The sequence below is a fragment of the Pandoraea sp. NPDC087047 genome, from assembly GCF_044745225.1.
In the GTDB taxonomy this organism is placed as follows: Bacteria; Pseudomonadota; Gammaproteobacteria; order Burkholderiales; family Burkholderiaceae; genus Pandoraea.
This window is the reverse complement of the sequence record NZ_JBIUZU010000006.1, coordinates 122,569-148,538: the sequence shown is the minus strand read 5'-3', so window position 1 is coordinate 148,538 and position 25,970 is coordinate 122,569. Positions and strand designations below refer to the sequence as shown.

The 25,970-nt window shown below is 62.1% G+C and carries 23 protein-coding genes and 4 tRNA genes; 14 read left to right on the top strand and 13 right to left on the bottom strand.

Translation table 11 applies throughout. The features are described 5' to 3' along the window. Positions 1-12 precede the first annotated feature (12 nt). Complete coding sequence (locus ACIPHM_RS13200; RefSeq protein ID WP_400328482.1) at positions 13-441, bottom strand: DUF3619 family protein; 429 nt, start codon at positions 439-441, stop codon at positions 13-15. Beyond that, a complete protein-coding gene (locus tag ACIPHM_RS13195; protein WP_044456185.1) occupies positions 438-1,010 on the bottom strand; it encodes an RNA polymerase sigma factor in 573 nt (190 codons plus the stop codon). Before ACIPHM_RS13195 ends, ACIPHM_RS13200 begins: the two co-directional genes overlap by 4 nt. A 448-nt stretch (positions 1,011-1,458) precedes the next feature. On the opposite strand from ACIPHM_RS13195, the gene ACIPHM_RS13190 reads away from it, so the two are divergent. The 7 genes from ACIPHM_RS13190 to ACIPHM_RS13160 all read left to right on the top strand — a co-directional run bounded on the left by ACIPHM_RS13190 (position 1,459) and on the right by ACIPHM_RS13160 (position 9,585). Further along, the gene (locus ACIPHM_RS13190; RefSeq protein WP_400328478.1) at positions 1,459-3,228 is read left to right on the top strand and encodes an acetolactate synthase 3 catalytic subunit; all 1,770 of its coding nucleotides are present in this window, start codon (positions 1,459-1,461) and stop codon (positions 3,226-3,228) included. Positions 3,229-3,318: 90 nt separating this feature from the next. Further along, positions 3,319-3,810 carry an acetolactate synthase small subunit gene (ilvN, locus tag ACIPHM_RS13185; protein WP_069343112.1) on the top strand — a complete coding sequence of 164 codons (492 nt, stop codon included), beginning with the start codon at positions 3,319-3,321 and terminating at the stop codon, positions 3,808-3,810. 77 nt (positions 3,811-3,887) lie between these two features. Then, the gene (gene ilvC, locus ACIPHM_RS13180; protein ID WP_400328476.1) at positions 3,888-4,904 is read left to right on the top strand and encodes a ketol-acid reductoisomerase; all 1,017 of its coding nucleotides are present in this window, start codon (positions 3,888-3,890) and stop codon (positions 4,902-4,904) included. 482 nt (positions 4,905-5,386) lie between these two features. After that, positions 5,387-6,022: a phosphatidylserine decarboxylase gene (locus ACIPHM_RS13175; protein WP_400328474.1), complete on the top strand. Its 636-nt coding sequence runs from the start codon at positions 5,387-5,389 to the stop codon at positions 6,020-6,022. A 20-nt stretch (positions 6,023-6,042) separates the two neighbouring features. Continuing rightward, positions 6,043-6,915: a CDP-diacylglycerol--serine O-phosphatidyltransferase gene (gene pssA, locus ACIPHM_RS13170; protein ID WP_400328472.1), complete on the top strand. Its 873-nt coding sequence runs from the start codon at positions 6,043-6,045 to the stop codon at positions 6,913-6,915. 207 nt (positions 6,916-7,122) lie between these two features. Then, positions 7,123-7,605 (top strand): peptidoglycan-binding protein LysM, encoded by a 483-nt coding sequence (gene lysM / locus ACIPHM_RS13165; RefSeq protein WP_400328470.1) that lies wholly within the window; start codon positions 7,123-7,125, stop codon positions 7,603-7,605. A gap of 435 nt (positions 7,606-8,040) precedes the next feature. Next, positions 8,041-9,585, top strand: a complete 1,545-nt coding sequence (locus tag ACIPHM_RS13160; protein ID WP_400328469.1) for a 2-isopropylmalate synthase — start codon at positions 8,041-8,043, stop codon at positions 9,583-9,585. Positions 9,586-9,758: 173 nt separating this feature from the next. Here the strand turns inward: ACIPHM_RS13160 and ACIPHM_RS13155 are convergent, their stop codons facing one another. The 5 genes from ACIPHM_RS13155 to ACIPHM_RS13135 form a co-directional block, all read right to left on the bottom strand. Further along, positions 9,759-10,238, bottom strand: coding sequence for a DUF417 family protein (locus ACIPHM_RS13155; RefSeq protein WP_400328468.1), 480 nt, complete (start codon positions 10,236-10,238; stop codon positions 9,759-9,761). A 120-nt stretch (positions 10,239-10,358) separates the two neighbouring features. Next, positions 10,359-10,685, bottom strand: a complete 327-nt coding sequence (locus tag ACIPHM_RS13150; protein ID WP_400328466.1) for a DUF4148 domain-containing protein — start codon at positions 10,683-10,685, stop codon at positions 10,359-10,361. 117 nt (positions 10,686-10,802) lie between these two features. Next, positions 10,803-11,012: a zf-HC2 domain-containing protein gene (locus ACIPHM_RS13145; RefSeq protein ID WP_400328464.1), complete on the bottom strand. Its 210-nt coding sequence runs from the start codon at positions 11,010-11,012 to the stop codon at positions 10,803-10,805. Beyond that, on the bottom strand, positions 10,999-11,592 hold the full coding sequence (locus tag ACIPHM_RS13140; protein WP_400329075.1) for a sigma-70 family RNA polymerase sigma factor: 594 nt from the start codon (positions 11,590-11,592) through the stop codon (positions 10,999-11,001). The genes ACIPHM_RS13145 and ACIPHM_RS13140 overlap by 14 nt, the downstream gene beginning before the upstream one ends. Positions 11,593-11,609: 17 nt before the next feature. Next, entirely contained in the window at positions 11,610-12,224 is a 615-nt protein-coding gene (locus tag ACIPHM_RS13135) for a hypothetical protein (protein ID WP_400328462.1), read from the bottom strand. Positions 12,225-12,378: 154 nt separating this feature from the next. Between ACIPHM_RS13135 and ACIPHM_RS13130 the strand changes: the two genes are divergently transcribed. The 7 genes from ACIPHM_RS13130 (at position 12,379) to ACIPHM_RS13100 (ending at position 17,585) form a co-directional block, all read left to right on the top strand. Next, positions 12,379-13,641: a branched-chain amino acid ABC transporter substrate-binding protein gene (locus tag ACIPHM_RS13130; protein WP_400328460.1), complete on the top strand. Its 1,263-nt coding sequence runs from the start codon at positions 12,379-12,381 to the stop codon at positions 13,639-13,641. A gap of 318 nt (positions 13,642-13,959) precedes the next feature. Beyond that, positions 13,960-14,229, top strand: a complete 270-nt coding sequence (rpsO, locus tag ACIPHM_RS13125; protein ID WP_039397648.1) for a 30S ribosomal protein S15 — start codon at positions 13,960-13,962, stop codon at positions 14,227-14,229. Between the two features lie 334 nt (positions 14,230-14,563). After that, positions 14,564-16,720 carry a polyribonucleotide nucleotidyltransferase gene (gene pnp / locus ACIPHM_RS13120; RefSeq protein WP_400328457.1) on the top strand — a complete coding sequence of 719 codons (2,157 nt, stop codon included), beginning with the start codon at positions 14,564-14,566 and terminating at the stop codon, positions 16,718-16,720. Positions 16,721-16,912: 192 nt separating this feature from the next. Beyond that, positions 16,913-16,988: transfer RNA gene (locus tag ACIPHM_RS13115), tRNA-Ala, on the top strand. 170 nt (positions 16,989-17,158) lie between these two features. Further along, positions 17,159-17,234, top strand: a tRNA-Glu gene (locus tag ACIPHM_RS13110). A gap of 98 nt (positions 17,235-17,332) precedes the next feature. Beyond that, a tRNA-Asp gene (locus ACIPHM_RS13105) sits at positions 17,333-17,409 on the top strand. Positions 17,410-17,508: 99 nt separating this feature from the next. Further along, positions 17,509-17,585: transfer RNA gene (locus tag ACIPHM_RS13100), tRNA-Asp, on the top strand. Between the two features lie 252 nt (positions 17,586-17,837). On the opposite strand, the gene gudD is transcribed toward ACIPHM_RS13100, so the two are convergent. From gudD to ACIPHM_RS13070, 6 genes are all read right to left on the bottom strand, one after another. Then, positions 17,838-19,166 carry a glucarate dehydratase gene (gene gudD / locus ACIPHM_RS13095; protein WP_400328455.1) on the bottom strand — a complete coding sequence of 443 codons (1,329 nt, stop codon included), beginning with the start codon at positions 19,164-19,166 and terminating at the stop codon, positions 17,838-17,840. A gap of 387 nt (positions 19,167-19,553) precedes the next feature. Continuing rightward, positions 19,554-20,912 (bottom strand): MATE family efflux transporter, encoded by a 1,359-nt coding sequence (locus tag ACIPHM_RS13090; RefSeq protein WP_400328454.1) that lies wholly within the window; start codon positions 20,910-20,912, stop codon positions 19,554-19,556. Positions 20,913-20,945: 33 nt separating this feature from the next. Beyond that, on the bottom strand, positions 20,946-22,676 hold the full coding sequence (locus ACIPHM_RS13085) for an ArnT family glycosyltransferase (RefSeq protein WP_400328452.1): 1,731 nt from the start codon (positions 22,674-22,676) through the stop codon (positions 20,946-20,948). 318 nt (positions 22,677-22,994) lie between these two features. Next, complete coding sequence (locus tag ACIPHM_RS13080; protein ID WP_400328450.1) at positions 22,995-23,261, bottom strand: type B 50S ribosomal protein L31; 267 nt, start codon at positions 23,259-23,261, stop codon at positions 22,995-22,997. 150 nt (positions 23,262-23,411) lie between these two features. Beyond that, positions 23,412-24,218, bottom strand: a complete 807-nt coding sequence (locus ACIPHM_RS13075) for a zinc-dependent peptidase (protein ID WP_400328448.1) — start codon at positions 24,216-24,218, stop codon at positions 23,412-23,414. A 107-nt stretch (positions 24,219-24,325) separates the two neighbouring features. Continuing rightward, entirely contained in the window at positions 24,326-25,945 is a 1,620-nt protein-coding gene (locus tag ACIPHM_RS13070; protein WP_400328446.1) for an MFS transporter, read from the bottom strand. Positions 25,946-25,970: the final 25 nt, after the last annotated feature.

The following is a 25,970-nucleotide window of genomic DNA, read 5'->3' as shown; positions in this document are numbered from 1 at the left end:
GGGGGACTGGGACTACTGGGCACGCTTCACATACGCGTTGAAACCGTGATCGGCATACGCCGACAGCGGCAGTTCGTCGCTCAATACGGCAGCATCGATGTCCGCCAGATCCTGAATGTGTTGCTGATGTTCCCAGTACGCAATGCCTGCCAGACCGATGATCAGCGCAGCCAGCGGCCACAGCAGGCCGAGGCGGCCCAGTTTATCGAACGCGCGACGCGGCCCGCCGATCTCCGGCGAATGCATGGCACCCACGCCTGCGAGGACCAGCGCCGGTTGCACGACGGCGACCGGTTCGGGTTTCTTGCGGGCGAGCGCCTGCTGGCGCGCGGCGGCCAGCCGGGCCGCGATGTTCGGCGACGGCGTATCGGATGCTTCATCCAACGCGAGCCGCACGCGATGTGCGAAGCGAATTTCCCTCGTTTCCAGATCGTGACTCATAACCTGATCCCTTTTGCCTTCAACGCCTGTGCCAACGCGTGAGTAGCACGCGAACAGTGCGTCTTGACACTGCCTTCCGAGCACCCCATCGTGGCGGCGGTCTCGGCAACGTCCATGTCTTCCCAGTAACGCATGAGGAAGGCTTCTCGTTGACGTGTTGGTAGTTTCTGTATTTCCGCTTCGATGAGCGTGAGAATTTCAGCACGCGAAACCGAGTCTTCGCTGCTCTCGGTCTGCACTGACCCGTCCTCGCCCAGCAAGGTTTCCAGCGGGTCAAAGTCGTCGCGCTCGTCGTCGCCGGGACCGGCGAGATTGGAGAACAGCGTGACCCAGGTGTTGCGCACCTTTTGCCGGCGGAAATAGTCGTGAATGGTGTTCTGGAGGATGCGCGTGAACAACAGCGGCAGGTCGGCCGGCGGCTTGTCGCCGTATTTTTCGGCCAGACGGATCATCGCATCCTGAACGATATCGAGGGCGGCCTCGTCGTCGCGTACGGCATAGACGGCCTGCTTGAAAGCGCGCCGTTCGATGCCCGCGAGAAAATCCGCCAGTTCCTTGTCAGATGCCATCCGGTGGGGTACACGCAGCGTCTGCCGCTGCGCCTGTGAAATGCCGTGTAAGCGTAAAGATTACGTAAAGATCGCGTGGTCGGAGCGGATGCTACCAAAAACGCGCCTGCCTGTAACCGCTTTTGCTTCCGGTTGTGTCTCGTTACGACGATACCGGGTTCGCCAGGTTCCTATCATGTGAAGATATTGCACCAGGACGGGGCGGTGTGCGGCGCGGTGTGGGAATTCTTCGAGGCGAACTTCGCGATCATGCTGCAAATGCATAATCTTGCTTGACCATTTTGCTGCAAACCGGTAACGTTGCCAGTTCGCAATATCTGTGATTGTCTCAATATCGGCACGCCTATCCGGTGTGTCCATCATTCAGACGCGCAGCTTGAGCCCGGACCACAAGTTCGCGGGGAGAGCACCCGATCAAAATTTTTGCCGAAACTTTGAAAGGTCGACGATGAACATGCCAAGCGCGGAATTCTCCGAGGCGGAAGCTACACGCCACCAAAACACTTCCGAAGACATGATTGGCGCCGAGATCCTCGTGCGCTCGCTTCAGGAAGAAGGGGTCGAACATCTGTGGGGTTATCCCGGCGGTTCGGTCCTCTACATCTACGACGAACTCTACAAGCAGGACAAGATCCAGCACATTCTGGTGCGCCATGAGCAGGCAGCCGTGCATGCGGCCGACGCTTATTCGCGTTCCACCGACAAAGTCGGCGTGTGTCTCGTGACGTCTGGCCCCGGCGTGACCAATGCGGTCACCGGGATTGCCACGGCGTACATGGATTCGATCCCGCTCGTCATCATCACCGGGCAGGTGCCCACGGCCGCCATCGGTCAGGACGCCTTCCAGGAGTGCGACACGGTCGGTATCACCCGTCCGTGCGTCAAGCACAACTTCCTCGTGAAGGACGTGCGCGATCTCGCCGCCACGATCAAGAAAGCCTTCTACATCGCCAAGACGGGCCGTCCGGGTCCGGTGCTGGTCGATATTCCGAAGGACGTTTCCAAGGCACGTTGCCGCTTCGAGTATCCGAAGACGGTTTCGCTGCGCTCGTACAACCCGGTGACGAAGGGCCACTCGGGCCAGATCCGCAAGGCGATGAGCCTGCTGCTCTCGGCCAAGCGTCCCTACATCTATACCGGCGGCGGCATTATTCTGGCCGACGCGTCGAAGGAACTGAACCAGTTCTGCGACCTGCTCGGCTATCCGGTGACCAACACGCTCATGGGCCTGGGCGGGTATCGTGCAAGCGATCCCAAGTTCCTCGGCATGCTGGGCATGCACGGCACGTACGAAGCCAATATGGCCATGCAGCACTGCGACGTGCTCATCGCCATCGGTGCGCGCTTCGACGACCGCGTGATCGGTAATCCGGAACACTTCTCCTCGACGGCACGCAAGATCATTCACATCGACATCGACCCGTCGTCGATTTCGAAGCGAGTGAAGGTCGACATTCCTATCGTCGGCGACGTGAAGGAAGTGCTGCGCGAGATGATCGAGAATCTGCAAACGGCCGAACACGGCCCGGATGCCGGGGCGCTGGGCGACTGGTGGAAGCAGATTGAGGAATGGCGTTCGCGCGATTGCCTCGCTTTCGATCGCAAGAGCGACATCATCAAGCCGCAGCATGTGGTCGAGACCTACTGGAAGCTCACCGATGGCGAAGCCTTCGTGTGCTCGGACGTCGGTCAGCACCAGATGTGGGCCGCGCAATACTATCGCTTCAACAAGCCGCGCCGCTGGATCAACTCGGGCGGTCTGGGCACGATGGGCTTCGGCCTGCCGGCGGCGATGGGCGTGAAGATGGCACATCCGGACGCCGAGGTCGCCTGTATTACCGGCGAGGGTTCGATCCAGATGTGCATTCAGGAACTCTCGACGTGCCTGCAATACCGCACGCCGATCAAGATCCTGTCGCTCAACAACCGCTATCTGGGCATGGTTCGCCAGTGGCAGCAGATCGAATACAGCAAGCGCTATTCCAGTTCGTACATGGACGCGCTGCCGGACTTCGTGAAGCTCGCCGAGGCGTACGGTCACGTGGGTATGCGCATCGAGAAGTCGTCGGACGTCGAGCCGGCACTGCGCGAGGCGCTGGCCCTGAAGGATCGTACGGTATTCATGGATTTCCAAACGGATCCTACCGAAAACGTCTGGCCGATGGTTCAGGCGGGCAAGGGCATCAGCGAGATGCTCCTCGGTTCGGAAGATCTGTAAGACGAAGAGGCGCGTGTGCGCTGCCAGTCGCCGCCGGCGTTGCCGGTGCGCGGGCGCCACGTCCCACACCAGGACAATCCGGGATACACCATGAGGCACATTATTTCTGTTTTGCTCGAGAACGAGCCGGGCGCGCTGTCGCGCGTGGTCGGGCTGTTTTCGGCGCGTGGCTACAATATCGAGACGCTCACCGTTGCGCCGACCGAAGACCGGTCGCTCTCGCGCATGACGGTCGTCACGACAGGCTCCGACGACATCATCGAACAGATCACGAAACACCTGAACCGGCTCATCGAGGTGGTGAAGGTGGTGGATCTGACCGAGGGTGCGCACATCGAGCGCGAGCTAATGCTCATCAAGGTTCGCGCGGTGGGCAAGGAGCGGGAAGAGATGAAGCGGATGTCGGATATTTTCCGCGGCCGCATCATTGACGTTACGGAAAAGACCTATACGATCGAGCTTACCGGGAATTCGTCGAAACTCGACGCATTCATCGAAGGGCTCGACCAGACGGCGATTCTCGAGACGGTTCGTACCGGTGGCTCGGGCATCGGGCGCGGTGAGCGCATCCTGAAGGTCTGACCGGCAACGACAACGCGGTAAGCGGATTTCGATCCATTCTGATTTCAGTTTATTTTTGGTAATACGGGACACTCCAAATGAAAGTTTTCTACGACAAAGACGCCGACCTCTCCCTCATCAAGGGCAAGCAAGTCGCCATCATCGGTTACGGCTCGCAAGGCCACGCCCACGCCCAGAATCTGAAGGACAGCGGCGTGAACGTGACGGTCGGTCTGCGCAAGAACGGCGCTTCGTGGAACAAGGCGGTGGGCGCCGGCCTGAACACCAAGGAAGTGGCGGAAGCCGTGAAGTCGGCCGACATCGTCATGATGCTGCTGCCGGACGAGCAGATCGCCGACGTGTACAAGAATGAAGTGCACGACAACATCAAGGAAGGCGCTGCCCTGGCCTTCGCACACGGCTTCAACGTGCACTACGGCTGCGTGATCCCGCGTGCCGACCTCGACGTCATCATGATCGCCCCGAAGGCCCCGGGCCACACGGTGCGCTCGACGTACTCGCAAGGCGGCGGCGTGCCCCACCTGATCGCCGTGGCACAAGACAAGTCGGGCGCTGCTCGCGACATCGCACTGTCGTACGCAGCCGCTAACGGCGGTGGCCGTGCCGGCATCATCGAAACCAACTTCCGCGAAGAAACGGAAACCGACCTGTTCGGCGAACAAGCCGTGCTGTGCGGCGGTACCGTCGAGCTGATCAAGGCCGGTTTCGAAACACTGGTCGAAGCCGGTTACGCGCCGGAAATGGCTTACTTCGAGTGCCTGCACGAGCTCAAGCTGATCGTCGACCTGATCTACGAAGGCGGCATCGCCAACATGAACTACTCGATCTCGAACAACGCCGAGTATGGTGAGTACGTCACCGGCCCGCGTGTCGTGACCGAAGAGACGAAGAAGGCCATGAAGCAGTGCCTGACCGACATCCAGACCGGCGAATACGCCAAGTCGTTCATCCTGGAAAACAAGGCTGGCGCCCCGACCCTGATCTCGCGTCGTCGTATCACGGCCGAGCACCAGATCGAACAAGTTGGCGGCAAGCTGCGCGCGATGATGCCGTGGATCGCCAAGAACAAGCTGGTCGACCAGTCGAAGAACTAAGCATCAAGCCAGACGTGCTGATCGGTGCGTACGCCCGGGAGTTTGCGGGCGGCCGCACCGGCGGTGGTGCGCGGCGTAGGGTGGCATAGGGTGGCGTAGGGCGGCGGGGGTGTGAGCACGGGTTTCCGTGCTTGGCGCTATGAAGCGCGGCATCGCGTAAGCCGCCGTCGTTGCCGCCATTGCCGCCGCCACCGAGGCCCAAGGCCGTCCGTTTTGCCGTAGCCGTTGCTGCTACGGCGAGACGGGCGGCCTTTTTCGTTATCTTCCCATTCGTCCCCGTCCGTCCCCATGATGGATTCGCGCGATTGCGCTCGGACGTCAGGCCGATTGTGCCGTGACACCCATGTGACGCGAACGTGCCGATTGGGGAAAAAGTGTCGCCGCGTCGCGCGCATTGTTACAATGCCGCCACGTCACGGTTTGGCCCAAAGCAGGCTGACCCGCTCACTCAACCGTTTTACCAAGGACGCGAGTTCAATCGCATGAATTATCCTCACCCGATCATCGCCCGCGAGGGCTGGCCCTTCCTGGGTATTGCCGTCGCTATCGCGCTCGTCGTGCATTTTCTGGCTGGCGTGTTTTGGGCCGCGCCGTTCTGGGTGATCGCCCTGTTCGTGCTGCAATTCTTCCGTGACCCGCCGCGCGAAGTGCCGCAGCAGGCGGGTGCCGTGCTCTCCCCGGCAGACGGACGCATTGTGGCCATCGAAACCACGCAAGATCCCTATGCCGGCCGTGAAGCGCTGAAGATCAGCGTGTTCATGAACGTCTTCAATGTTCACTCGAATCGTGCCCCGGTTGACGGCACGGTGACCAAGGTGGAATATTTTCCGGGACGTTTTTTCAATGCCGATCTCGACAAGGCATCGCTCGAGAACGAACGTAACGCGCTGGTGATCGACGTTGGCGGCCAGATCGTGACGAGCGTGCAGGTCGCAGGTCTCATCGCGCGTCGTATTCTGTGCTACGCGAAGGCGGGCGATCGTCTCTCGCGCGGCCAGCGCTACGGCTTCATCCGTTTCGGCTCACGTGTCGACGTCTACCTGCCGCTGGGTTCGCGCCCGCGCGTGGCGATCGGCGACAAAGTGTCCGCCACCTCGACGATTCTTGCCGAACTGTAAGCGTCGTCCCGGAGTCTTAGATGCCGGAAAACCATCGCGGCCGCTTGCGAAACAATGTCAGGCATCTCTCGCCCTTCGGCCGCCACAAGAACCCATCAGAGCCATCGATGAACGAAGACCACGATCAGGGTGAGGACGACCTGCCGGTACGCCCACGCAATCGAGGCATCTATCTGCTGCCGAACGCTTTCACGACCGCCGCGCTGTTCTGCGGCTTCTTCGCGATCGTGCAGGCAATGAACGATCGCTTCGAGCAGGCCGCTATCGCCATCTTTTTTGCGATGGTGCTCGACGGCATGGACGGGCGCGTTGCCCGCATGACCAATACGCAGAGCGCTTTCGGCGAGCAATACGATTCGCTCTCGGATATGACCTCGTTCGGCGTTGCGCCGGCGCTGGTGATGTACGAGTGGATTCTTCACGAAATCGGCAAGTGGGGCTGGCTCGCCGCATTCGTGTACGTGGCAGGGGCGGCGCTGCGGCTGGCGCGGTTCAATGCGAATATCGGTGTGGTCGACAAGCGCTTCTTCCAGGGGCTGGCCAGTCCTGCGGCGGCGGCGCTGATCGCGGGCTTCGTGTGGATCACGATCGACAACAAGCTGCCGGTGAACGTTTTCTGGATGCCGTGGGTGGCGTTTGTCCTGACCATCTACGCGGGTATGTCGATGGTGTCGAATGCACCGTTCTATAGCGGCAAGGCGCTCGACGTTCGCCAGCGCGTGTCGTTCGGCGTGGTGCTCCTGTTCATGGTCGGCTTCATTCTGGTGTCGTCCGACCCGCCGCTGGCGCTGTTCGGCATGTTCTGTGTGTACAGCGTGTCGGGTTACGTGCTCTGGGCGTTCCGCTTCCTGAAAGGCCGCCGACAGCGGATTTTCGGTGAAGTCGACGAGTAAATAAGTGGAAACAAGGGGCGTCTCGGTACGCCCCTTGTCACATCTGCCTGTTAGAGTTATCAGGTACGGCTCTCGTAGAGATGTTCTACTCTTGACGTTTGTAGGTAGCCCGTACCCCGAAGTACCCATCTTGGCCCGGTTTCGCCGCGGCAGGTCTGGCTGGATCCGGCGCCGTTTTCCGTAGTTCGACGTGACGAAGGAGACATTATGGGCATGCTCGATTTCATCAAGGACGCAGGCGAGGCGCTTCTCGGCAAGGCACAGGCGGCCGAGCCACCGGCGCCCGGCCCCGACGCGGACGCCGCCAACCGCAACGCAGGCGAGGCCATCGAGAATTACATCAAGTCGCAGGGATTGGACGCCACCGGCCTCGATGTCGAGTTCGACGGCGCCACGCGTACGGTCACAGCGTACGGGGTAGCCGAGGATCAGGAAACCAAGGAAAAGATCGTGCTGTGCTGCGGCAATGTGAAGGGCGTGGAGAAGGTGAACGACAAGATGTCGGTTTCCACGGCCTCGGCCAAAGCGACGTATTACACCGTCAAGTCCGGCGATACGCTCTCGGCGATCTCGAAATCGGTGTACGGCGACGCCAATAAGTACAACGGCATCTTCGAGGCCAACAAGCCGATGCTCTCCAGTCCCGACAAGATCTACCCGGGGCAGATGTTGCGCATTCCGCCCCTCTGATCGGACCTGTCTGCGACGATCTCCAGCCCGGCCCCGCGCCGGGCTGTTTCGTTTTGGCGCGCGGCACCCCGAGTGCTGCGTTCGCCGCGCCGAACGCCCATCCCTACGGGCCTTGCAGCCCGCGCATCGCGTTGTGAAATCGCCCAAATTCGACTATATTGGCGCTCATGATTTCAGGCGCCATTCCGGCTCCGGGCCTTCCTCACGCACCGCCAACGCCATGCCGTTTTTCCGCCTTCGGGCTGGCCATGCCTGCGCGCGTCGCGCGCTGACTCCCTCCCGGTAACTGTTGCCCGCCCGTCTCGCGAGCGCTGCCCGTGCTGTGCATCGGCGCAGGCGAGCCGTTGGCGGCGAGGCGTTTTTCGTGCCGCGCATGCGCTGCCGCCCGACGTCAAGAACAAGCCGAACCCCACAAGATCCCCACAGGAGCAAATCATGGCCGACAAGCTGATCATTTTCGATACGACCCTGCGTGACGGTGAGCAGTCGCCGGGGGCGTCGATGACGCGTGACGAGAAGATCCGCATTGCCCGTCAACTGGAGCGTCTGCGCGTGGACGTCATCGAAGCCGGCTTCGCTGCCAGCTCGAACGGCGACTTCGAGGCGATTCAAGCCATTGCCGGCATCATCAAGGACAGCACCGTGTGTTCGCTCGCGCGCGCCAACGACCGTGATATCGCTCGTGCCGCCGAGGCGCTCAAGGGGGCGAATTCGGCGCGTATTCACACCTTCATCGCTACGTCGCCGCTGCACATGGAGAAGAAGCTGCGCATGAGCCCGGACCAGGTGTTCGAGCAGGCGAAGCTCGCGGTGCGCTATGCGCGTCAGTTCACGGACAACATCGAATTCTCGCCGGAAGACGGCAGCCGCTCGGATCTGGACTTCCTCTGCCGCGTGCTCGAAGCCGTCATCAACGAGGGCGCAACGACCATCAACGTGGCCGACACCGTCGGCTACGGCGTGCCGGAACTCTACGGCCAGCTCGTGCGCACGCTGCGCGAGCGCGTGCCGAATTCGGACAAGGCCGTGTGGTCGGTGCACTGCCACAACGACCTGGGCATGGCCGTGGCGAACTCGCTCGCGGGGGTGCAACTGGGCGGTGCGCGTCAGATCGAGTGCACGATCAACGGTCTGGGCGAGCGCGCGGGCAACACGTCGCTCGAAGAGGTCGTGATGGCGCTCAAGACCCGCAAGGATTATTTCGGTCTGGATATCGGCATCGACACGACGCAGATCGTGCCGGCGTCCAAGCTCGTCTCGCAGATTACCGGTTTCAACGTGCAGCCGAACAAGGCGGTCGTGGGCGCCAACGCGTTTGCGCACGCCTCAGGCATTCACCAGGACGGCGTGCTCAAGGCGCGCGACACCTACGAAATCATGCGCGCGGAAGACGTGGGCTGGACCGCGAACAAGATCGTGCTGGGCAAGCTCTCGGGCCGTAATGCGTTCAAGCAGCGTTTGCAGGAGCTCGGCATCGAGATGGCGTCGGAGCAGGACGTTAACGCCGCGTTCGCCCGCTTCAAGGAACTCGCCGATCAGAAGGCCGAGATTTTCGACGAAGACATTCTGGCCATCGTCTCGAACGAAGCGCAGGCCGAAGGCGGTGAGCACTTCTACCTCGTGTCGATGGCACAGCACTCGGAGACGGGTGAGCGTCCGAGCGCGCGTGTAGTGTTCACCGCGCAGGGCAAGGAACTCGTGGGCGAAGCCGACGGCAACGGCCCGGTCGACGCCGTGCTCAACGCCATCGAATCGCAAGTGCAAAGCGGCGCGGAGCAACTGCTGTATTCGGTCAACGCGATCACGACCGGTACGCAGTCGCAGGGCGAAGTGACGGTGCGTCTGTCCAAGGCCGGGCGCATCGTGAACGGTGTGGGCACGGACCCGGACATCGTTGCGGCATCGGCCAAGGCGTATCTGTCGGCGCTCAACAAGCTGTACTCGAAGGCCGAGAAGTTGAACCCGCAACTCACGCCGTAAGCCGCAAGCCGCAAGCCGCAAGCCGCAAGCCGCAAGCCGCAAGCCGCAAGCCGCAAGCCGCAAGCCGCAAGCCGCAAGCCATCGGCAACCGGCAACCGGCTCGTTCATCGCCGTCGGCCTCGACGGGGATGACCCTAACGCCCGCCGCCCGATACTCGGGGGCGGGCGTTGTGCTATCGGGATGCGGGGAGCGCGATTTCCCCGTGAGGGCATACGTAGCCTTGCGCAAACGTGCGCGCGGCGACCAGCAGTGCGACGCCGAGTAGCACCGTATCTTTGACAAGAAAGCCGAATGTCCCGCCGCCGGGATCTGGCGTGGTTACCAGGAACGAGACCGTCACGATCAGCGTCAGGGCGACACCCAGGCTCCCCGCGACGCGTATGCGCCAGTGGCCGGGCCATGCCATGGCGAGTGCCGAGGCCAGCTCGAAAATGCCAATGAGACGGGAGACGGTCTGCTGGCTGAAAAACAGATACAGCCATCCAAACAAGGGATGGTGGCTGACCAGTGGAAAAATGGCAGCCGCTTCGTGTGTCGTGAATTTGTAAGCACCGAAGCCGATGAAGATGCCGACGACGCTGTAAAGCGACAGGGAATAGGCGGCCCGTTCAAGGCGGGAAGGGGCGTGCCGGAGAGTGGTCGAGGAATGCATCGGCAAAAAGCTCCTGATTCTCCTGATGATGACGTGCGCAGGATGCGGGGCTTGGTCCGTCCCGCAAAGCGTGCGCCAGCCCGCAACTGCTGGCCGGCGCACGGCTTGGCAACCCCGGGGTTATTGGCCGCGGTACGTCTGATCGAACAGGTATGTGCTGTGGTTGCCGGTGCGCTTCATCTTCGCGGCCGGCGCCGACATGGCGTCGCTGTGTTGCGGGCGCCCCATCTCCATCTCACGCATGCGCTGCTTATTGAGTTTGGCTTGCGCCATCTGCAGGTTCGCCGGGTAGTGGGTGTGATCGGAGGACGCCGTGTAGCCAACGTCTTGCAATGCCTTGAGCTCTGCACGGACTTCGGCCCGCGTTTTGCCTTGCGGCGCGGCGATGGCAACGCTCGATGCAGTACCGATAACGATGGCGGCGAGGGTAAAGAGGGAAGTTTTCATCACAGGATCTCCAGAAGTGCGTCACGAAAAAAAGTCCGACCGTGCAGCGCGTTGACTGCCGATCGCACCGTTTAGTCGGATGGAGGTCCCGGATATGACAGCGAAATCGAAACTTTTTTATTCGTCTGTCTGCGAGGAGGGGGTCTCGATGTGGCCCGCCACTGAGTGCGCCAGTAGACGCAGGGCGGCAAGTTGCGATGCATAGGCCCGGCAACCGTTGCAACCCAGCAGATGAACGCGCACACGGGCCCGTTCACGCAGCGTTAGCGCTCGGTCGAGCTTGTCGGAGAGGGTGCGTGTGACGGTTTTGCAATTAGCCAATGGCATCTTCGGTTTCCAATCCCTTGGCAGACAGGCAGGTGCGCAGGCGCGTGCGGGCCCGATAGAGCAGCACGCTGCAATGGTTGGCGTCGAGTTCAAGTTCCCGGCAGATCTCGGCGATGTCCATGTCCAGCAACTCGCGCATCGAAAATACGCGCCCGACGGATTCGGGCAATGCGTTCAGGCACCAATCGAACAGCGCCCAGAATTGCTGCCGGGCCAGCAGGGTCTCGGGACGTGGCCAGGGGCGCGGACGGGCGTGACTCGCCCAATGGCCTTTGTCGCCGAAGAGTTCGCGATCGAACACCGAGTCGTCGTCGGCGTCGCCCTCGAGTGACGACGCACTGATGGTGCGCCGCCGCGCTCGCATCGTGTCGATGAGCTTGTTGCGCAGAATGGCGAAGACCCAGGTCTTGTGCTGCGAGCGCCCCGAGAAATCCCCCGATTGCTGGCAGGCCGCCGTCAGGGCGTCCTGGACGGCGTCTTCCGCAAGATGATCGTCGCGCAATTGCAGCCGGGCAAAGCGCAAAAGATCGCGCCGGAGCTGGGAGAGGTAGGTGGCGTCGAGATGCGAATTGGCCGGAATGGGGCGCTCTCCTGGGATCAGAACATATTGTTATCCCGCTTCTCATGAAGGGGGTCGGGGCTGATTTGCGTGGTTTTGACGATGCCGCCCGCATCGAAGTAGAAGTTCATCATCGAAAACCACACGTCGTCCTGCTTGAAGCGATAAGTCCAGACTTCGCGCTTCATCAAAGGGAAGTAAGACGTCTCGACCGGTTCGCCGAAGTGATGCAGCACATCCGTCTTCGTCCATTTGTCGATCTCCACCTTGTTGAACTCCGGCGTGGAGAGAACCTGGGCGGTACGCAGCAACCGGCCTTGCGCATCGAAGTCGGCGGCGATCGTTTCCTCGCCGAATGGCTTCGTCGGATAAAGCCAGCGCGTGACGCCCGGGGCGAGCGGGTAGACCTCCTTCGGTTTACCGAGTTGCGCCTGGACATCGGCTTGCGACGCCGCCGCAGGCAGCTTTTGCCACGCTGGCGTGTAGCAGGCCGTGAGCGACAGCGCGAGCGAGCCTGCAAGGATCCAGCGGATGGCCGAGGTGACAGCGGTAGCCGGGGCGGCCGGCCGTTGACCCGATGCATGGCTGGCGGCGAGCGCCGATGGCGTATCCGCTTTATCGGTGTCCATGCGCACTTGAGAACGATACGTCATGATTGGCCTCGTGGAGATGGGAAAATCCGCAAAAATACAGCGGTGACGGCTTTTCGATAGGATACCGCCGCCGTTCCGTATCGTGGGGTGCCTCGGCTTGCCGGGGCGAGGCGCGGCAGTTATGATTCGCGCCGGAACAGTCCTTGAGGCCTCGATGAAATTTCTTGTCTTGCTGGCGCGGTTCTGCGCCGCTGGCCTGCTGGCCGCCACCAGCGTGGCGCATGCCGCGCCGCCGATTCGCCTTGCACTCATCGAAGGCATGAGCGGGCCGTTCGGCAACGCGGGGGCCATGGTCGAGCGCAATCTGCGCTTCGCCATCGATCGTGTGAACGCGCGCGGTGGCGTGAAGTTGCGCGATGGTGCGCATCCGCTGGAGCTCACGGTATTCGACAGCAAGGGCGCGGTCGAGGATAGCCTCGTGCAGCTCAAGGCGGCCGGCGATCTCGGCATTCCCTTCGTGCTTCAGGGCAATAGCTCGGCTGTGGCGTCGGCGCTGATCGACGCCGTCAACAAACGCAACGCGCGCGAGCCGGGGCAGCGCATGCTGTTCTTCAACTATTCGGCCGTCGACACGGCGCTTACCAACGAGCAGTGCAGCTTCTGGCATTTCGCGTTCGACGCCAATGCCGCCATGCGCATGCAGGCGCTGACCGAGGCCATCAAGCAGGACGACAGCATTCAGAAGGTCTACCTGCTCAATCAGGATTACAGCTTCGGGCGTCAGGTCGCCGGGCTCGCCCGCCAGATGATCGGCGCGAAGCGTCCCGACGTGCAGATCGTGGGCGAGCAGTTCAGCCCGGTGGGCCGCGTGAAGGACTTCACGCCGTACCTGGCGCGCATTCGCACGGCTGGCGCGGATACGGTGGTCACGGGAAGCTGGGGCAACGATCTGACGCTGCTCGTCAAGGCGGCGCGCGAGCAAGGTATGGATCTGAAGTTCTATACGTTCTATGGCAACGCCCTCGGCGCGCCGGCGGCACTGGGCGACGCGGGTGTCGGGCGGGTGTATGCCGTGGCCGAGTGGCATCCGAACGTGGGCGGTGAGGCGTCTGATGCCTTCTACAAGGCATTCCGGGCGCGGTATCCGGAGGCGCGAGACGATTATCCGCTGCTGCGCATGAGCGTGATGATCGACATGATTGCCGCCGCGCTCGAACAGGCCGGCACGACAGACGTGACGACGGTGGCGCGTGCGCTTGAGAACCGCCGGGTTCGCGAAGCACCTGCCGACGCGTGGATGCGCGCCAACGACCATCAGATGATCGAGCCGCTTTACGTGTCGGTCATGCGTCGCGCGGGAGAGCCGGGGGTGAAGTTCGACAACGAAGGGTCGGGCTACGGCTTCCGGACGGTGATGGAGCTGCCCGCGAACAAGGTGGCGCTGCCGAGCACGTGCCGGATGGCGCGTCAGCGCTGACAGGGCGGTCGGGGCGATTGTTGCGATTGCCGCTGGCCGGTGGCCGCTGAAGCAGTGACGTCGATTTGTCGTAATTTTCGAGATAATTTGCTCGAATTCCGTCGATTGTTTTGCAGGTTTTCCCGGGTTTGATGCTCCGGGCGGGCGTTCGGCCCGCGTCGGTTCAGGCGGGACGTGGAAAAAAGTGGCGTCGTGATGTCACTTCCCGTATAATCGCGCACTTGCAGTTTTGTTTATGTACGGCAACGTCGTACATGGTTTTTGTAAGTTCACGGCACGGCCATTCTTCCGTGACCGCGTGTATCCAAAGGAAAGAAAATGTCGAACGCAGATATCAAGAAGTCGGACGTCGTGGCGCAATTCGCCCGCGCCGCCAATGACACCGGCTCCCCCGAAGTTCAAGTTGCGCTGCTGACCACGCGCATCAACGAACTGACCCCGCACTTCAAGGCCCACATGAAGGATCACCACAGCCGCCGCGGTCTGCTGCGCATGGTGAGCCGTCGCCGCAAGCTGCTCGACTACCTCAAGGGCAAGGATGCAGATCGCTACCGCGCCCTGATCGAGAAGCTGGGCCTGCGTAAGTAAGCGATTACGATTACGACGAGATGCCTGTATCAGCGTGCTGATGCAGGCATTTTGTTTTTGGGCGGTGCCCGATGGATGTCGATGAGACGTCTTTCGGGCGATCGACCCGGCCGTTGCGCCGGGTTCCCGGTTTTACGGCTGGCTTTACGGCCGGTCTACGGTTTACGGGGCCTCGTCGGCAAGCAGGGCTTGTGTCATTCCAGGGTGGTCTCAACGCTGGCGCAATGCGCGCTGGGCTACGCTGGAATGGCATAACACTCCCCCCTGTGAGGCGTCGGGATCACCCCGGCAGCGATATCGCGCCGCTGCTGCATTCGCGCGATTCGATATAGGAGTGCAAATGTTCAATAAAGTCGTCAAGTCTTTCCAATGGGGACAAAACACGGTTCGCATGGAGACTGGTGAGATTGCTCGCCAGGCATCCGGCGCTGTGCTCGTCGACATGGACGATACTGTCGTGCTCGCCACGGTCGTGGGCGCCAAGAAGGCCAAGGCAGGTCAGGACTTCTTCCCGCTGACGGTCGATTATCTGGAAAAGACTTACGCCGCCGGCAAGATCCCGGGTGGCTTCTTCAAGCGTGAAGGCCGTCCGTCGGAAAACGAAACGCTGACGTCGCGCCTGATCGATCGTCCGATTCGCCCGCTGTTCCCGGAAGGCTTCTACAACGAAGTCCAGGTCGTGGTGCAAGTCGTCTCGCTGAACCCGGAAGTCCCGGCCGATATCCCGGCCCTGATCGGTGCTTCGGCTGCGCTGGCCATCTCGGGGCTGCCGTTCAACGGCCCGGTCGGTGCCGCACGCGTTGCCTACGTCGACAGCCAGTACGTGCTGAACCCGTCGCGCGAGCAAATCGCCAAGTCGAAGCTCGACCTGGTGGTCGCCGGTACGGAGCAAGCCGTGCTGATGGTGGAATCGGAAGCCCAAGAGCTGCCGGAAGACGTGATGCTCGGCGCCGTGGTGTTCGGCCACGAGCAAATGCAAACGGCCATCAACGCAATTCACGAGCTCGTGCGTGACGGCGGCAAGGCCGAGTGGGAATGGGCCCCGGCTGCCAAGAACGACGCGCTGATCGCACAAGTGACCGAGCTGGCCGATGCGTCGCTGCGCGCCGCTTACCAGACGCGTGAAAAGCAAGCTCGTACGCAAGAACTGCGTGCCGTGAGCGCCAACGTCATCGCCAAGCTGGGCGAAGCCGCGGCCGCCAAGGGCGAAGCCGCCCCGGACGACATCGAAGTCGGCAACATCCTGTTCGATCTGGAAGCCAAGATCGTGCGTAGCCAGATTCTGGCTGGCGAGCCGCGTATCGACGGCCGCGACACGCGTACGGTGCGTCCGATCTCGATCCGCACCGGCGTGCTGCCGCGTGCTCACGGTTCGGCACTGTTCACGCGTGGTGAAACGCAGGCACTCGTGGTGGCCACGCTGGGCACCAAGAGCGACGAGCAGATCATCGATGCGCTGCAAGGCGAGTATCGCGATCGCTTCATGCTGCACTACAACTTCCCCCCGTTCTCGACGGGTGAAACGGGTCGCGTGGGTTCGCCCAAGCGCCGCGAAATCGGTCACGGCCGTCTGGCCAAGCGCGCGCTGGTAGCGTGCTTGCCGGGTGCTGACGATTTCGGTTACACCGTGCGTGTCGTATCGGAAATCACGGAGTCGAATGGTTCGTCGTCGATGGCATCGGTTTGCGGCGGCAGTCTCGCCATGATGGACGCCGGTGTGCCGCTGACCTCGCCGGTCGCCGGTATCGCGATGGGCCTGATCCTCGAAGGCAACAAGTTTGCCGTGTTGACCGACATTCTCGGCGACGAAGATCACCTGGGCGACATGGACTTCAAGGTGGCAGGTACGTCGAACGGCGTGACCGCACTGCAGATGGACATCAAGATCCAGGGCATCACCAAGGAAATCATGCAGGTCGCACTGGCGCAAGCCAAGGAAGGCCGTTTGCATATCCTCGGCAAGATGACGGAAGCCCAGTCGGGCGTGCGCACCGAACTGTCGGAATTCGCGCCGCGTATGGTCACCATCAAGATCAATCCGGAAAAGATCCGCGACGTGATCGGCAAGGGTGGCTCGGTGATCCGTGCACTGACGGAAGAAACCGGCACGAGCATCGACATTTCGGACGATGGCGTAGTTACCATCGCCAGCCCGAGCGCTGAAGGTATTGCCGAAGCGAAGCGTCGTATCGAGCTGATCACCGTGGAAGTCGAAGTGGGCCAGGTTTATGACGGCACCGTGCTCAAGCTGCTTGAGTTCGGCGCGATCGTCTCGGTCCTGCCGGGCAAGGATGGTCTGCTGCACATCTCGGAAATCGCCAACGAGCGTATCAAGGACATCAACGAGTACGTCAAGGAAGGCCAGGCCGTACGCGTGAAGGTGATCCAGCAAGACGACAAGGGTCGTCTGCGTCTGTCGCACAAAGCACTGACCGAAGAAGAGAAGCAGGGCGGTCCGCTGCTGGTCAAGCGCGAAGGCGACGCCCAGTAAGCCGGCTGGCGGGCTCTCCGGCCTGAAACAGGGCGATTGGCCTGCTGGTTGTTGCTAAGCAAAAAGAAACGGCGACTCTTCGGAGTCGCCGTTTTTTCATCCTTCGCACGGATTTGCAAAATAATGCGGAAAAAACGCGAGGAGGGTATTTACAGGAAATGGGTTTGTCATTAGAATCTCATTTCTCTGTTCGGGGGTATAGCTCAGCTGGGAGAGCGCTTGCATGGCATGCAAGAGGTCAGCGGTTCGATCCCGCTTACCTCCACCACGGATTCAGAAGCTTGATTTTCGGGCTGCATTGAAAGAGCAAGATTCTTGCAAAAACGATGCAAAAAACTTGAAAATAAAGCTTCACAAGCGAAGAAATGTTGTTTAGAATGGCGTTCTTCGCGAAATGCAGTAAGCAGTTAGCGAAACAGACAAAGTTTTGACGATTTTGTCCCCTTCGTCTAGAGGCCTAGGACATCACCCTTTCACGGTGAGTACAGGGGTTCGAATCCCCTAGGGGACGCCAGAATTGGTGCCGGTAGCGAGTCGGTATCAGTTTGAAAATGCCAAGCAATTAGTGGCGTAAAGCCCGCTGAAAGTCAGGCGGGTTTTTTTGTCGGTTTTGGAGCGGTAGTTCAGTTGGTTAGAATACCGGCCTGTCACGCCGGGGGTCGCGGGTTCGAGCCCCGTCCGCTCCGCCAAAACCTACGAAGTTCGGTAATATGCGCGTGAAAACGCGGCAATGCCGGACAACTAGCAGGAAAGCAAAGTGAGTGACATCGCAATGCTGCAGCAAGTTTGGAGCGGTAGTTCAGTTGGTTAGAATACCGGCCTGTCACGCCGGGGGTCGCGGGTTCGAGCCCCGTCCGCTCCGCCAAACGAAGAAAGCCCAGGCTAACGCCTGGGCTTTTTTTATCTGCTTTACTCACCGGCACCCCGGAGTTTGGAGGCCTCGCAACGAGGCTTTCAGGGCGTGTCAGTATCGTTTGCTCCCCGTTGATAGCGTTTCAACATAGCGTACGGATTTTTCGCGCCATTTTGGAAAAATCCGCAATTTGAATGCATTGTCGTTTCGCGGTGACGGAACGCCCGGGGTTTTCATCCCAAAGGCGTGCCGTTGCCCCCTCGATCATCGCACCAGGCACGGGCGCTTCGGATCGAATTTCCAGTCAGTCACGAGGTATTGCATCGCGACGCTGTCATCGCGCGCACCCAGGCCGTGTTCGAGATACAGGGCGTGGGCGGCTTCTACGGCGTCCATGTCGAGTGTCACGCCGAGGCCCGGCACTGTCGGCACCTGAACGTTGCCACCGACGATTTGCAGCGGGTTCTGCGTGAGGTATTGGCCATCCTGCCAGATCCAGTGCGTATCGATGGCCGTGATCTTGCCCGGCGCGGCCGCGGCAACGTGCGTGAACATGGCGAGCGAGACGTCGAAGTGATTGTTCGAGTGCGAGCCCCATGTGAGGCCCCAGTCATGACACATCTGTGCCACACGCACCGAGCCCTGCATTGTCCAGAAGTGCGGGTCGGCCAGCGGAATGTCTACCGACTGCAGCTGGATCGCATGGCCCATCTGACGCCAATCCGTCGCAATCATGTTCGTGGCCGTCGGCAGCCCCGTGGCGCGGCGGAATTCGGCCATGACTTCCCGTCCTGAATAGCCGTTCTCGGCGCCGCAGGGATCTTCGGCGTAAGCCAGCACGTCGTGCTTGTCGCGGCACAGGCGTACCGCCTCGGCGAGCGACCATGCGCCATTCGGGTCGAGCGTGACGCGTGCCTCGGGGAAGCGTTTGGCGAGCGCGGTAACGGCTTCGATTTCCGCGTCTCCCGAGAGCACACCGCCCTTGAGCTTGAAATCCTGAAAGCCGTACCGTGCATGCGCGGCTTCTGCCAGACGCACGACGGCGTCGGGCGTCATGGCGACTTCCGTGCGAACGCGCTCCCAATCGTCGCGTGCGCCCGCATTGCTGGCGTACGCGAGGTCGGTTGCGTTGCGATCGCCAATGAAGAACAGGTAGCCGAGCATCGCGACTTCGCTGCGCTGCTGTCCCTCGCCCAGGAGCGCGGCGACGGGCACTTCGAGGTGCTGCCCCAACAGGTCGAGCAGCGCGGCTTCGAGCGCGGTGACGGCATGAATCGTGGTGCGCAAGTCGAAGGTTTGCAGGCCGCGTCCGCCGGCATCGCGATCGGCGAAGACGCGGCGCGTCTGCCCGAGAATCGCCTGAATGTTCGCGACCGATTGTCCGACGACATACGGGCGCGCATCTTCCAGTGTCTTGCGAATCGATTCGCCACCCGGGACTTCGCCCACGCCGGTATGCCCGGCACTGTCCTGAAGAATGACGAGGTTACGCGTGAAGAACGGGCCGTGCGCGCCGCTCAGATTCAACAGCATGCTGTCGCGGCCGGCGACGGGAACAACGCGCAATTCGGTGACGATGGGGGTTCGGCTCATGGCAGGGAACGTTGATCAGACCAAAGGGAACGAAGTGGGGTGACATACGATTTGTTGTATGTCATCAGACAACATTCTATGGAAAGTTCCCGGATGTGCCTTTTCGGGTTTACCCGTTTTTGTGAATTGCGCGGGAGAGCGAGCTTAAAGCGGGATCGGGGGGGGCGTGGATCCCTGCGACGTCGTTCGTTGTTAGGTTGTCGGACAACAAGCGCGGAACGTGAACTGCGCCGTTGTCATGAGACTCGGGATTGCGGGCAGCATCCCCTCGTCACTTTGTTGCCGGTGGGCGCTCCCGCGGATCGACGCAATACCCTGACCATTCGATGAGGGGCGAGGCGATGCTGCGCCGACGCCGTAGCCTGTCTGACTCGCTGGCGCGGGCGCTCACGCGCGCGCCGCTTTGACATGCACCACCCAGCGCAAATACATCAGTAGCCCGACGGCGGCGACCGCCACGCTTGCGGTGTTGGCGGCCCAGAAGCCCCTTGCGCCATGCAGCCACACCGGGGAGATGCCCCCGACGTCGAAGCCCAGCACGTACCCGCCGCCGAGGCCGACGCCCCACAACGAGAGGGCGTAGATGACGGTCGGTACGACGGCCACCTTCCATGCGCGCAGCACGAAGACGGCGTTCACCTGAAGGGCGTCGAACAGGTGATAGATGGAGACGATGGCGAGCAGCGGCGTGGTGACGGCCGCGACCTGCGGGTCTGACGTATAGGCCGCCAGAATCAGCGGACGGCTGAACCACATGAGCGTGGCGAGCCCGAGCCCCAGGGTGCCTGCAAACTCGACACCTCGCCGTCCAGTCAACCGCGCCGCCTGAAGATCGCGCGAGCCGATGGCCTGTGCGGTGAGCGTTGCCGTTGCGATGGCGATCGACATCGGCAGCATGTACATCAGTGCCCCGAGATTCGCCGCGATCTGATGGCCGGCGAGCGTGACGTCGCCCAGCCGGGCAATGAAGATCGCCATGAACGAGTACGCCGTCACCTCGATCAGGTAACTCAGTCCCATGGGCACGCCGAGTTTGAGCAGGGCGCGAATCGCGTGCCATTGCGGCCAGCAGAACCGCGCAAAGATGGCGAACTCGCGCAGCTTCGCGTGGCGCGCCATCAGCGTGAGCCCCAAGCCGCACGACACCCAGTTGATAGCGGTCGTGGCGATGGCGCACCCCGTGCTGCCGAGCGCCGGAATGCCCAACCGCTCGACGCCATAGATCAGCGCCAGGTTCAGCGGCACTTTCAGCGCCAGTCCCGTCACCTGAATGACCATGACAATGCGCGGCTGCGCCACGGCCGTGGACAGCGACGAGTACACGCGAAACAGCATCGCCGCGGGCAGACCGAACGCGAGAATCTGCAAATAGGCGCTCGCACGGGCTTCGAGCTCGGGCGTCGCCTCGGAGAGTCTCAGGATGAACTGCGGGTGCGATAGCACCAGAAAGCCCGGCACCGCGAGAAACAGGGCGAGCCAGAAGCTCTGGCGCACTTCCTCGCCGATGGCGGTGCGCTCACCCGCGCCGTAGAGCTGCGCGACGATGGGCGAGAGCGCGACGAGGATTCCCATCAGCCCGACATACACGGTGATGTAGATCGACCCGCCGAGTGCCAGCGAGGCGAGGTCGAATGCCGAGGCGCGTCCGACCATGGCGGTGTCCATCACCCCGAAGGCGATGACCGCCAGTTGGCCGATCAATACCGGCCATGCCAGCGCAGCAATGCGTCTTATGTCCTGCCACATGGTGCTGAGGGGATGGGGGGAAGGCTGCGTGTTTTAACGCGGGCGCGCTGCACGACGCCAGGGGCGCTCTTGCAAGACGTAGAGACGGAAGCGTTCGTCTCGGTCGGCCGCACGGCGGCCTTCCCAGAGTTGACGCCATTCGTATGGTGCGAGCGACAGCGGTTCGCTGTAGTCCTGCGAGTCCTGACGCAGCAGGACGTCGCAATCGTCGCTGGCCGAGCCGAAGCGCATGTTGCCGAAGTACGCGAACGATGCGAGCTGTGCGTCGCCCACGCGCGCGGTGCGAATGCAGGTGTAATCGGCGGGCAGATGGGCCGCGATTTGCGCCGCCACATCGCGATACGTTCTGCCGTAGTTCACGACAGGCAGCCAGAGTGTCATGAGCAGCACCCACATCAATGTGGTACCGCCGGAGGACAGCACCACGCTGCGCCACAACACCTTCGGGCTGCGCGATACACGCCATGCCACCAGCGCGACCCACGCGCCGGTCACGATCAGCGCGCTGATCAGCGTGATCCAGCTGAATTCGGGGGCGAAGCCGGGCACCAGACGTCGCAGGTTGCGTGCCGTCGACGCCGGAAAGCCGGTGATGCCCGCGAGCCAGACGATCCAGACAAAGCCCGCCAGCACGGTAAACGACAACACGGCGAACCAGTCGATGGCGTTGACCGTGCCGCGCTTGAGCGTGGGCAGGCCGAACGCGGCGATGATCGAGAGCGGGGGCAGCGCCAGCATGAAGAGCTGGTTGCCCTGGTGCGCTTGCAGCACGATCAGCACGAGGATCGCGACGGCGAAGATCAGCGAAATCGCGATGTGCGGTGCGCGTCGCATGCCGCGCCACGAGTACAGTGACCACGCAGCCAGCGGCCATGCTGGCCATGCGAACAATGCCAGGTTCTTGGCGATGTAGCTCAGCGAGTTGAGCGTCGGGCCGCTGAAAGCGTCGACGCCGATGTCGGCCCATTCACTGAGCCAGGACCGTGCGCCATTGGCGAGCTTGAGGGCTGCGAGCGGCCAGGTGCAGGCGATCAGCAGCGTGATGGGGGTGGACACCAGCAGCAACATGCGCAAGGGCAGGGCCCGGCATACCACAGCGGCTGCAATGCCCGCGATCCACAGTGACAGCGTCATCAGTGGCGACGACGCGAGCGCCATGCCGCCGAGCGCCAGACCGAACCACACGGCACCCTGACGCGGCTTGTCCAGGCTGCGCACGAGGCCATAAATGGCCATGGCGATGAGCGTGAGCTGCCCGACGGTGGCTGTCGTTTCGTGGCCGCGCTCGGCCAGCCCGAAGCAGGCGAGCAGAATCAGCAGGGCCCCATCGGCCAGCGTACGGCCGTAGTCGCGCGGTTCGGGCTCACCGCCGAAAGCGTATTTGAACGGCTGCACTTCCGGGCGGCGGCCGAGCAGATAGGTGCCGTACCAGATAAACGTGCAGGTGACGTAGAAGCACAGACCGGTGACGATGCGGGCCGCGTCTGGCGCGTCGAGCCACGAGAAGGCGCGAATGGCGAGCGCGCCGAGCCACGAGACGAGTGGGCCGTTGTCGTAAATGGGTTTGCCTGAGATGTTTGGCAGCAACCAGTCGGCCATATGGCCGTGCGCCATCGTCCACATGATGCCGAACCCGGCGGCGTCTTCGTTCTTCCACGGGTCGCGACCAAACAACCCCGCCAGCACATAGATGACGCAAATGGCGATCAACAGCGAACGCGGTAGCGCGCTGGTGGCGGAGGCGGTGATGCGAACTCGTTTCATAGGCGATACGACGGGACCGGCCGGACAACCGGATCGGGAAGACGGATGGGGCGAGCCGGAACTGGCTCAGGGGCGAAACTCGGGGTGAAACCTGGGGTAACGCTCGGGATCAACCCAAGGGCAAACTCGGGTTGTCCGGAAAGCCGACAGTATGACAGTAACCGATGGTTCGGCGCAGGGCAGAACCAAGAAAAAAGGGCAGCCTCAGCTGCCCTTTTCCAATGCTTTTCGCAACGCCGGGGTGTTACCCCTGATACGTTGGCCCGCAAACGTCTGACGGGCCCCGCATCGCGTTGTGTGGCGCGTCGCCGATGAAACTTAGGCGATCTTGCCGCTGGCGCGGTTGCCGAACTTCTGACGGAACTTGTCGACGCGGCCAGCCGTGTCCATGATGCGCTGTTCGCCGGTGTAGAAGTTGTGCGAAGCCGACGACGTATCCATCTTCACGAGCGGGTAGGTCTTGCCATCCTTCTCGGCCGTTTCCTTGGTCTGGATCGTCGAGCGGGTGATGAATTCGAAGTCGACGCCGGGCGTCATGTCGCGGAACAGGACTTCGCGGTAATTCGGGTGAATGCCTTCTTTCATGATGGACCTTGAGTTAAGTCGGTAGCCAGTCTGCGCGAGCCCCTTGGCTCGCTAACGCCATCGCCGTCATGCAACGGGAAACGCGTCAACCACTTTCCGGATTTGTAAAACGCGCATTATGCCATGAAAACAACGACTTTCGCAAAGTTTTCATAGGGTTGCGGCGGGGGCGGCCGGGTCTTGCAGGAAATAACGGGAGAACAGCGTGTACAGGGCCGGATACTCATCGCGGAAGGCCTCGGGGGCGACGAAGAACGCCTCGGCGCACACCGCGAAGAATTCCGACTCATGTTCCGTCGCATAAGGGTCGAGCAGCGACGTCGAGGCGAAGCTGTCCCAGCGCGCATCGGGGATGTTCGCCACATGGTGGCAGAACTCCTCGTAGGCCGGATCGAACACGTTGCACCACGCTTCGGGCGTCAGTTCGCCATGCAGCCGCCGCAACATGGGCGGCACACCATCCGCTTCGCCGCCTTCCATGTCGATTTTGTGGACGAATTCGTGGATCACGACGTTGTACGCCAGCACGTCGCTTGCCTGAACGTCCTGCCAGGACAGCACGACGGGGCCCCCCTCCCAGGCTTCGCCGCTCGCTTCCTGCTCGACGTCGTGCACCACGCCGGCCTCGTCCTGCACCGTCTTGCGAATCAGGAACTCGCCGGGATACAGCACGATGCCGGTCCACCCGCGATACAGCGCAGGCGGCAGATTGAGAATCGGCAGGCAGGCTTGCGCGGCGACGGAGACGCACATCGCCTCGGTCAGCACCAGATCGTGCGCCGTGGAGAAGTGTTTGCTTGTCAGAAAGTCGGCCGCCAGCGCGCGGAGCTTTTCCAGGTCGGCAGCGCTGCGACGCGAAAGGAACGGCAAGGCGCCGACCACCTCCTGCCAGACGTTGTCGTCGATGGTGGCGGTTTGCCGGGCGAGTCCGAGGCGGGCAAACAAGGTCTTGAGCATGGCGGGCGTGGCCGAATTCGACGCGCACGAACGAGGCGGTGGCGCTGGTTCGTGCAATGTGACGTGTTATGGCGTGTGACGGCCGGCGCGGTAGCGTCGCAATGATTCTAATTTAGCTGCTTCTGGATTGCCGCAAAAATCGCACCGCATAGTGCCACGATGGCAATGAAGTGAAAACCGTCGATGAACGAGAGAAACGCCGCCTGGCGCTCAATCGTCTGGGCAATCTGCGCGAGCGCCGCGCCGCGTGCCTGCGAGGCAGCTATACCGGCATGCGTGAGCGCATTGGCGAGGGCGTCGAGCGTCTGTGTGAAGATCGGATTGTACGGATTGGCCACTTCTGTCAGACGGGTGCGATGGAGCGCCTCGCGGTGCTGCTCGAACGCCACGATGGTCGAGACGGCGAACGAGCCGGAGAGCTGACGCAGAATGTTCTTCAGCCGGTAGCCATGTACGAAACTCTCGTGATCGAAGGTGCGAAACGTCAGGTTCGCCACTGGCAGTACCGTGAAAATGCCGAAAACCGCTTTGAGCGCCAGCACACCGTATAGCTGCGATTGACCGGCGTCGGGTGGCATGGCGCCGAGCCATACGCTGGTCGCGATCGTCATCAGAAAACCGCTCACGATCAGCAGTTTCTTCTGCGCGATGAATTTCGCGACGCGGAAGTAGGCGAGCAGCAGGAATACCGTGAGCAGCGCGGAATAGCCCAGCAATTGCCCGGTATGCTCGACGGTGAAGCCGAAGCCTTGCTCAAGCAGGCGCGGCATCAGATAACTCTGCGTGTTCGCCAGATAGTAGTACGCCGCGTATAGCACCAGTCCGACTTGAAACTCGCGTCGACGCAGCGATTGCAGACGGATGAACGGCGTGGGGTGCTGCCATTGTTGATAGCCGAACCACACGAGCGCGCCGACGCCCACGACCGTCAGCAGCGGCAGCAGCGGCGTTTGCAGCCAGAGCGTGTAGCGCATTTCCTGAAGCACCACCTGAAACGCCCCCATCGCCAGGGCGAACGCCATGAACGGAGCGAACGGGTAGCGCCCGCCTGTGGCGCGATCGCGCAGGCGGCCGACGTCCGGGACCGCGAACCACGCGAGCCCTGCCAGCAGTACGGCGGGCGGCGCCGTGCAAAGGAACAGCGTGCGCCAGGTGTATTCGGAGACGAGCAAGCCGCCGATGAGCGGGGCGAGGGCCGAGCCCGTGAACAGCAGCAGCGCGAACGTCTGAATCGTCTTGCCGCGACGCTCGGCGGGCACGCTCACCTGCGCGAGGATTCGGCAGGAGCTCATCCAGCTGCCGGCGCAAAATCCCTGAAAAGCGCGCGCAATCACGAGCTGCGTCACGCTCTCGCTCGTGCCCGCGAGCACCGCGCCGCACGCGTAGAGCAGCAGCGAGGCCGTCAGATAACGGCGGTAGCCGATGCGCTCGACGAACCACTGCTGTTTGAGGATGGCGAGGACCGACGCAATGCCGTATGCCGTCGTCATCCACACGAATTCCTTGGGCGAGGCGTCGACGCCGCCGGATACGTACACGGCGAAGTAGACGAGCAGGGCGTTCTCGAAGAATTCGAGGCCCGGAATCAGGCCGAGGGCATAACGGTAGGCCTTAACACGCATCGGCCGCAGCGGGTCGGTGCCGCCTGCGCTGCCGGGCGCCGGGCCGCGCGGAGGGCCCCCGGGCGGCGATGCAGCAGCGTTCGACGGTGGAATGGCGGGCGTCATGGTGGGGGTGGGTGGATGTCGGCGC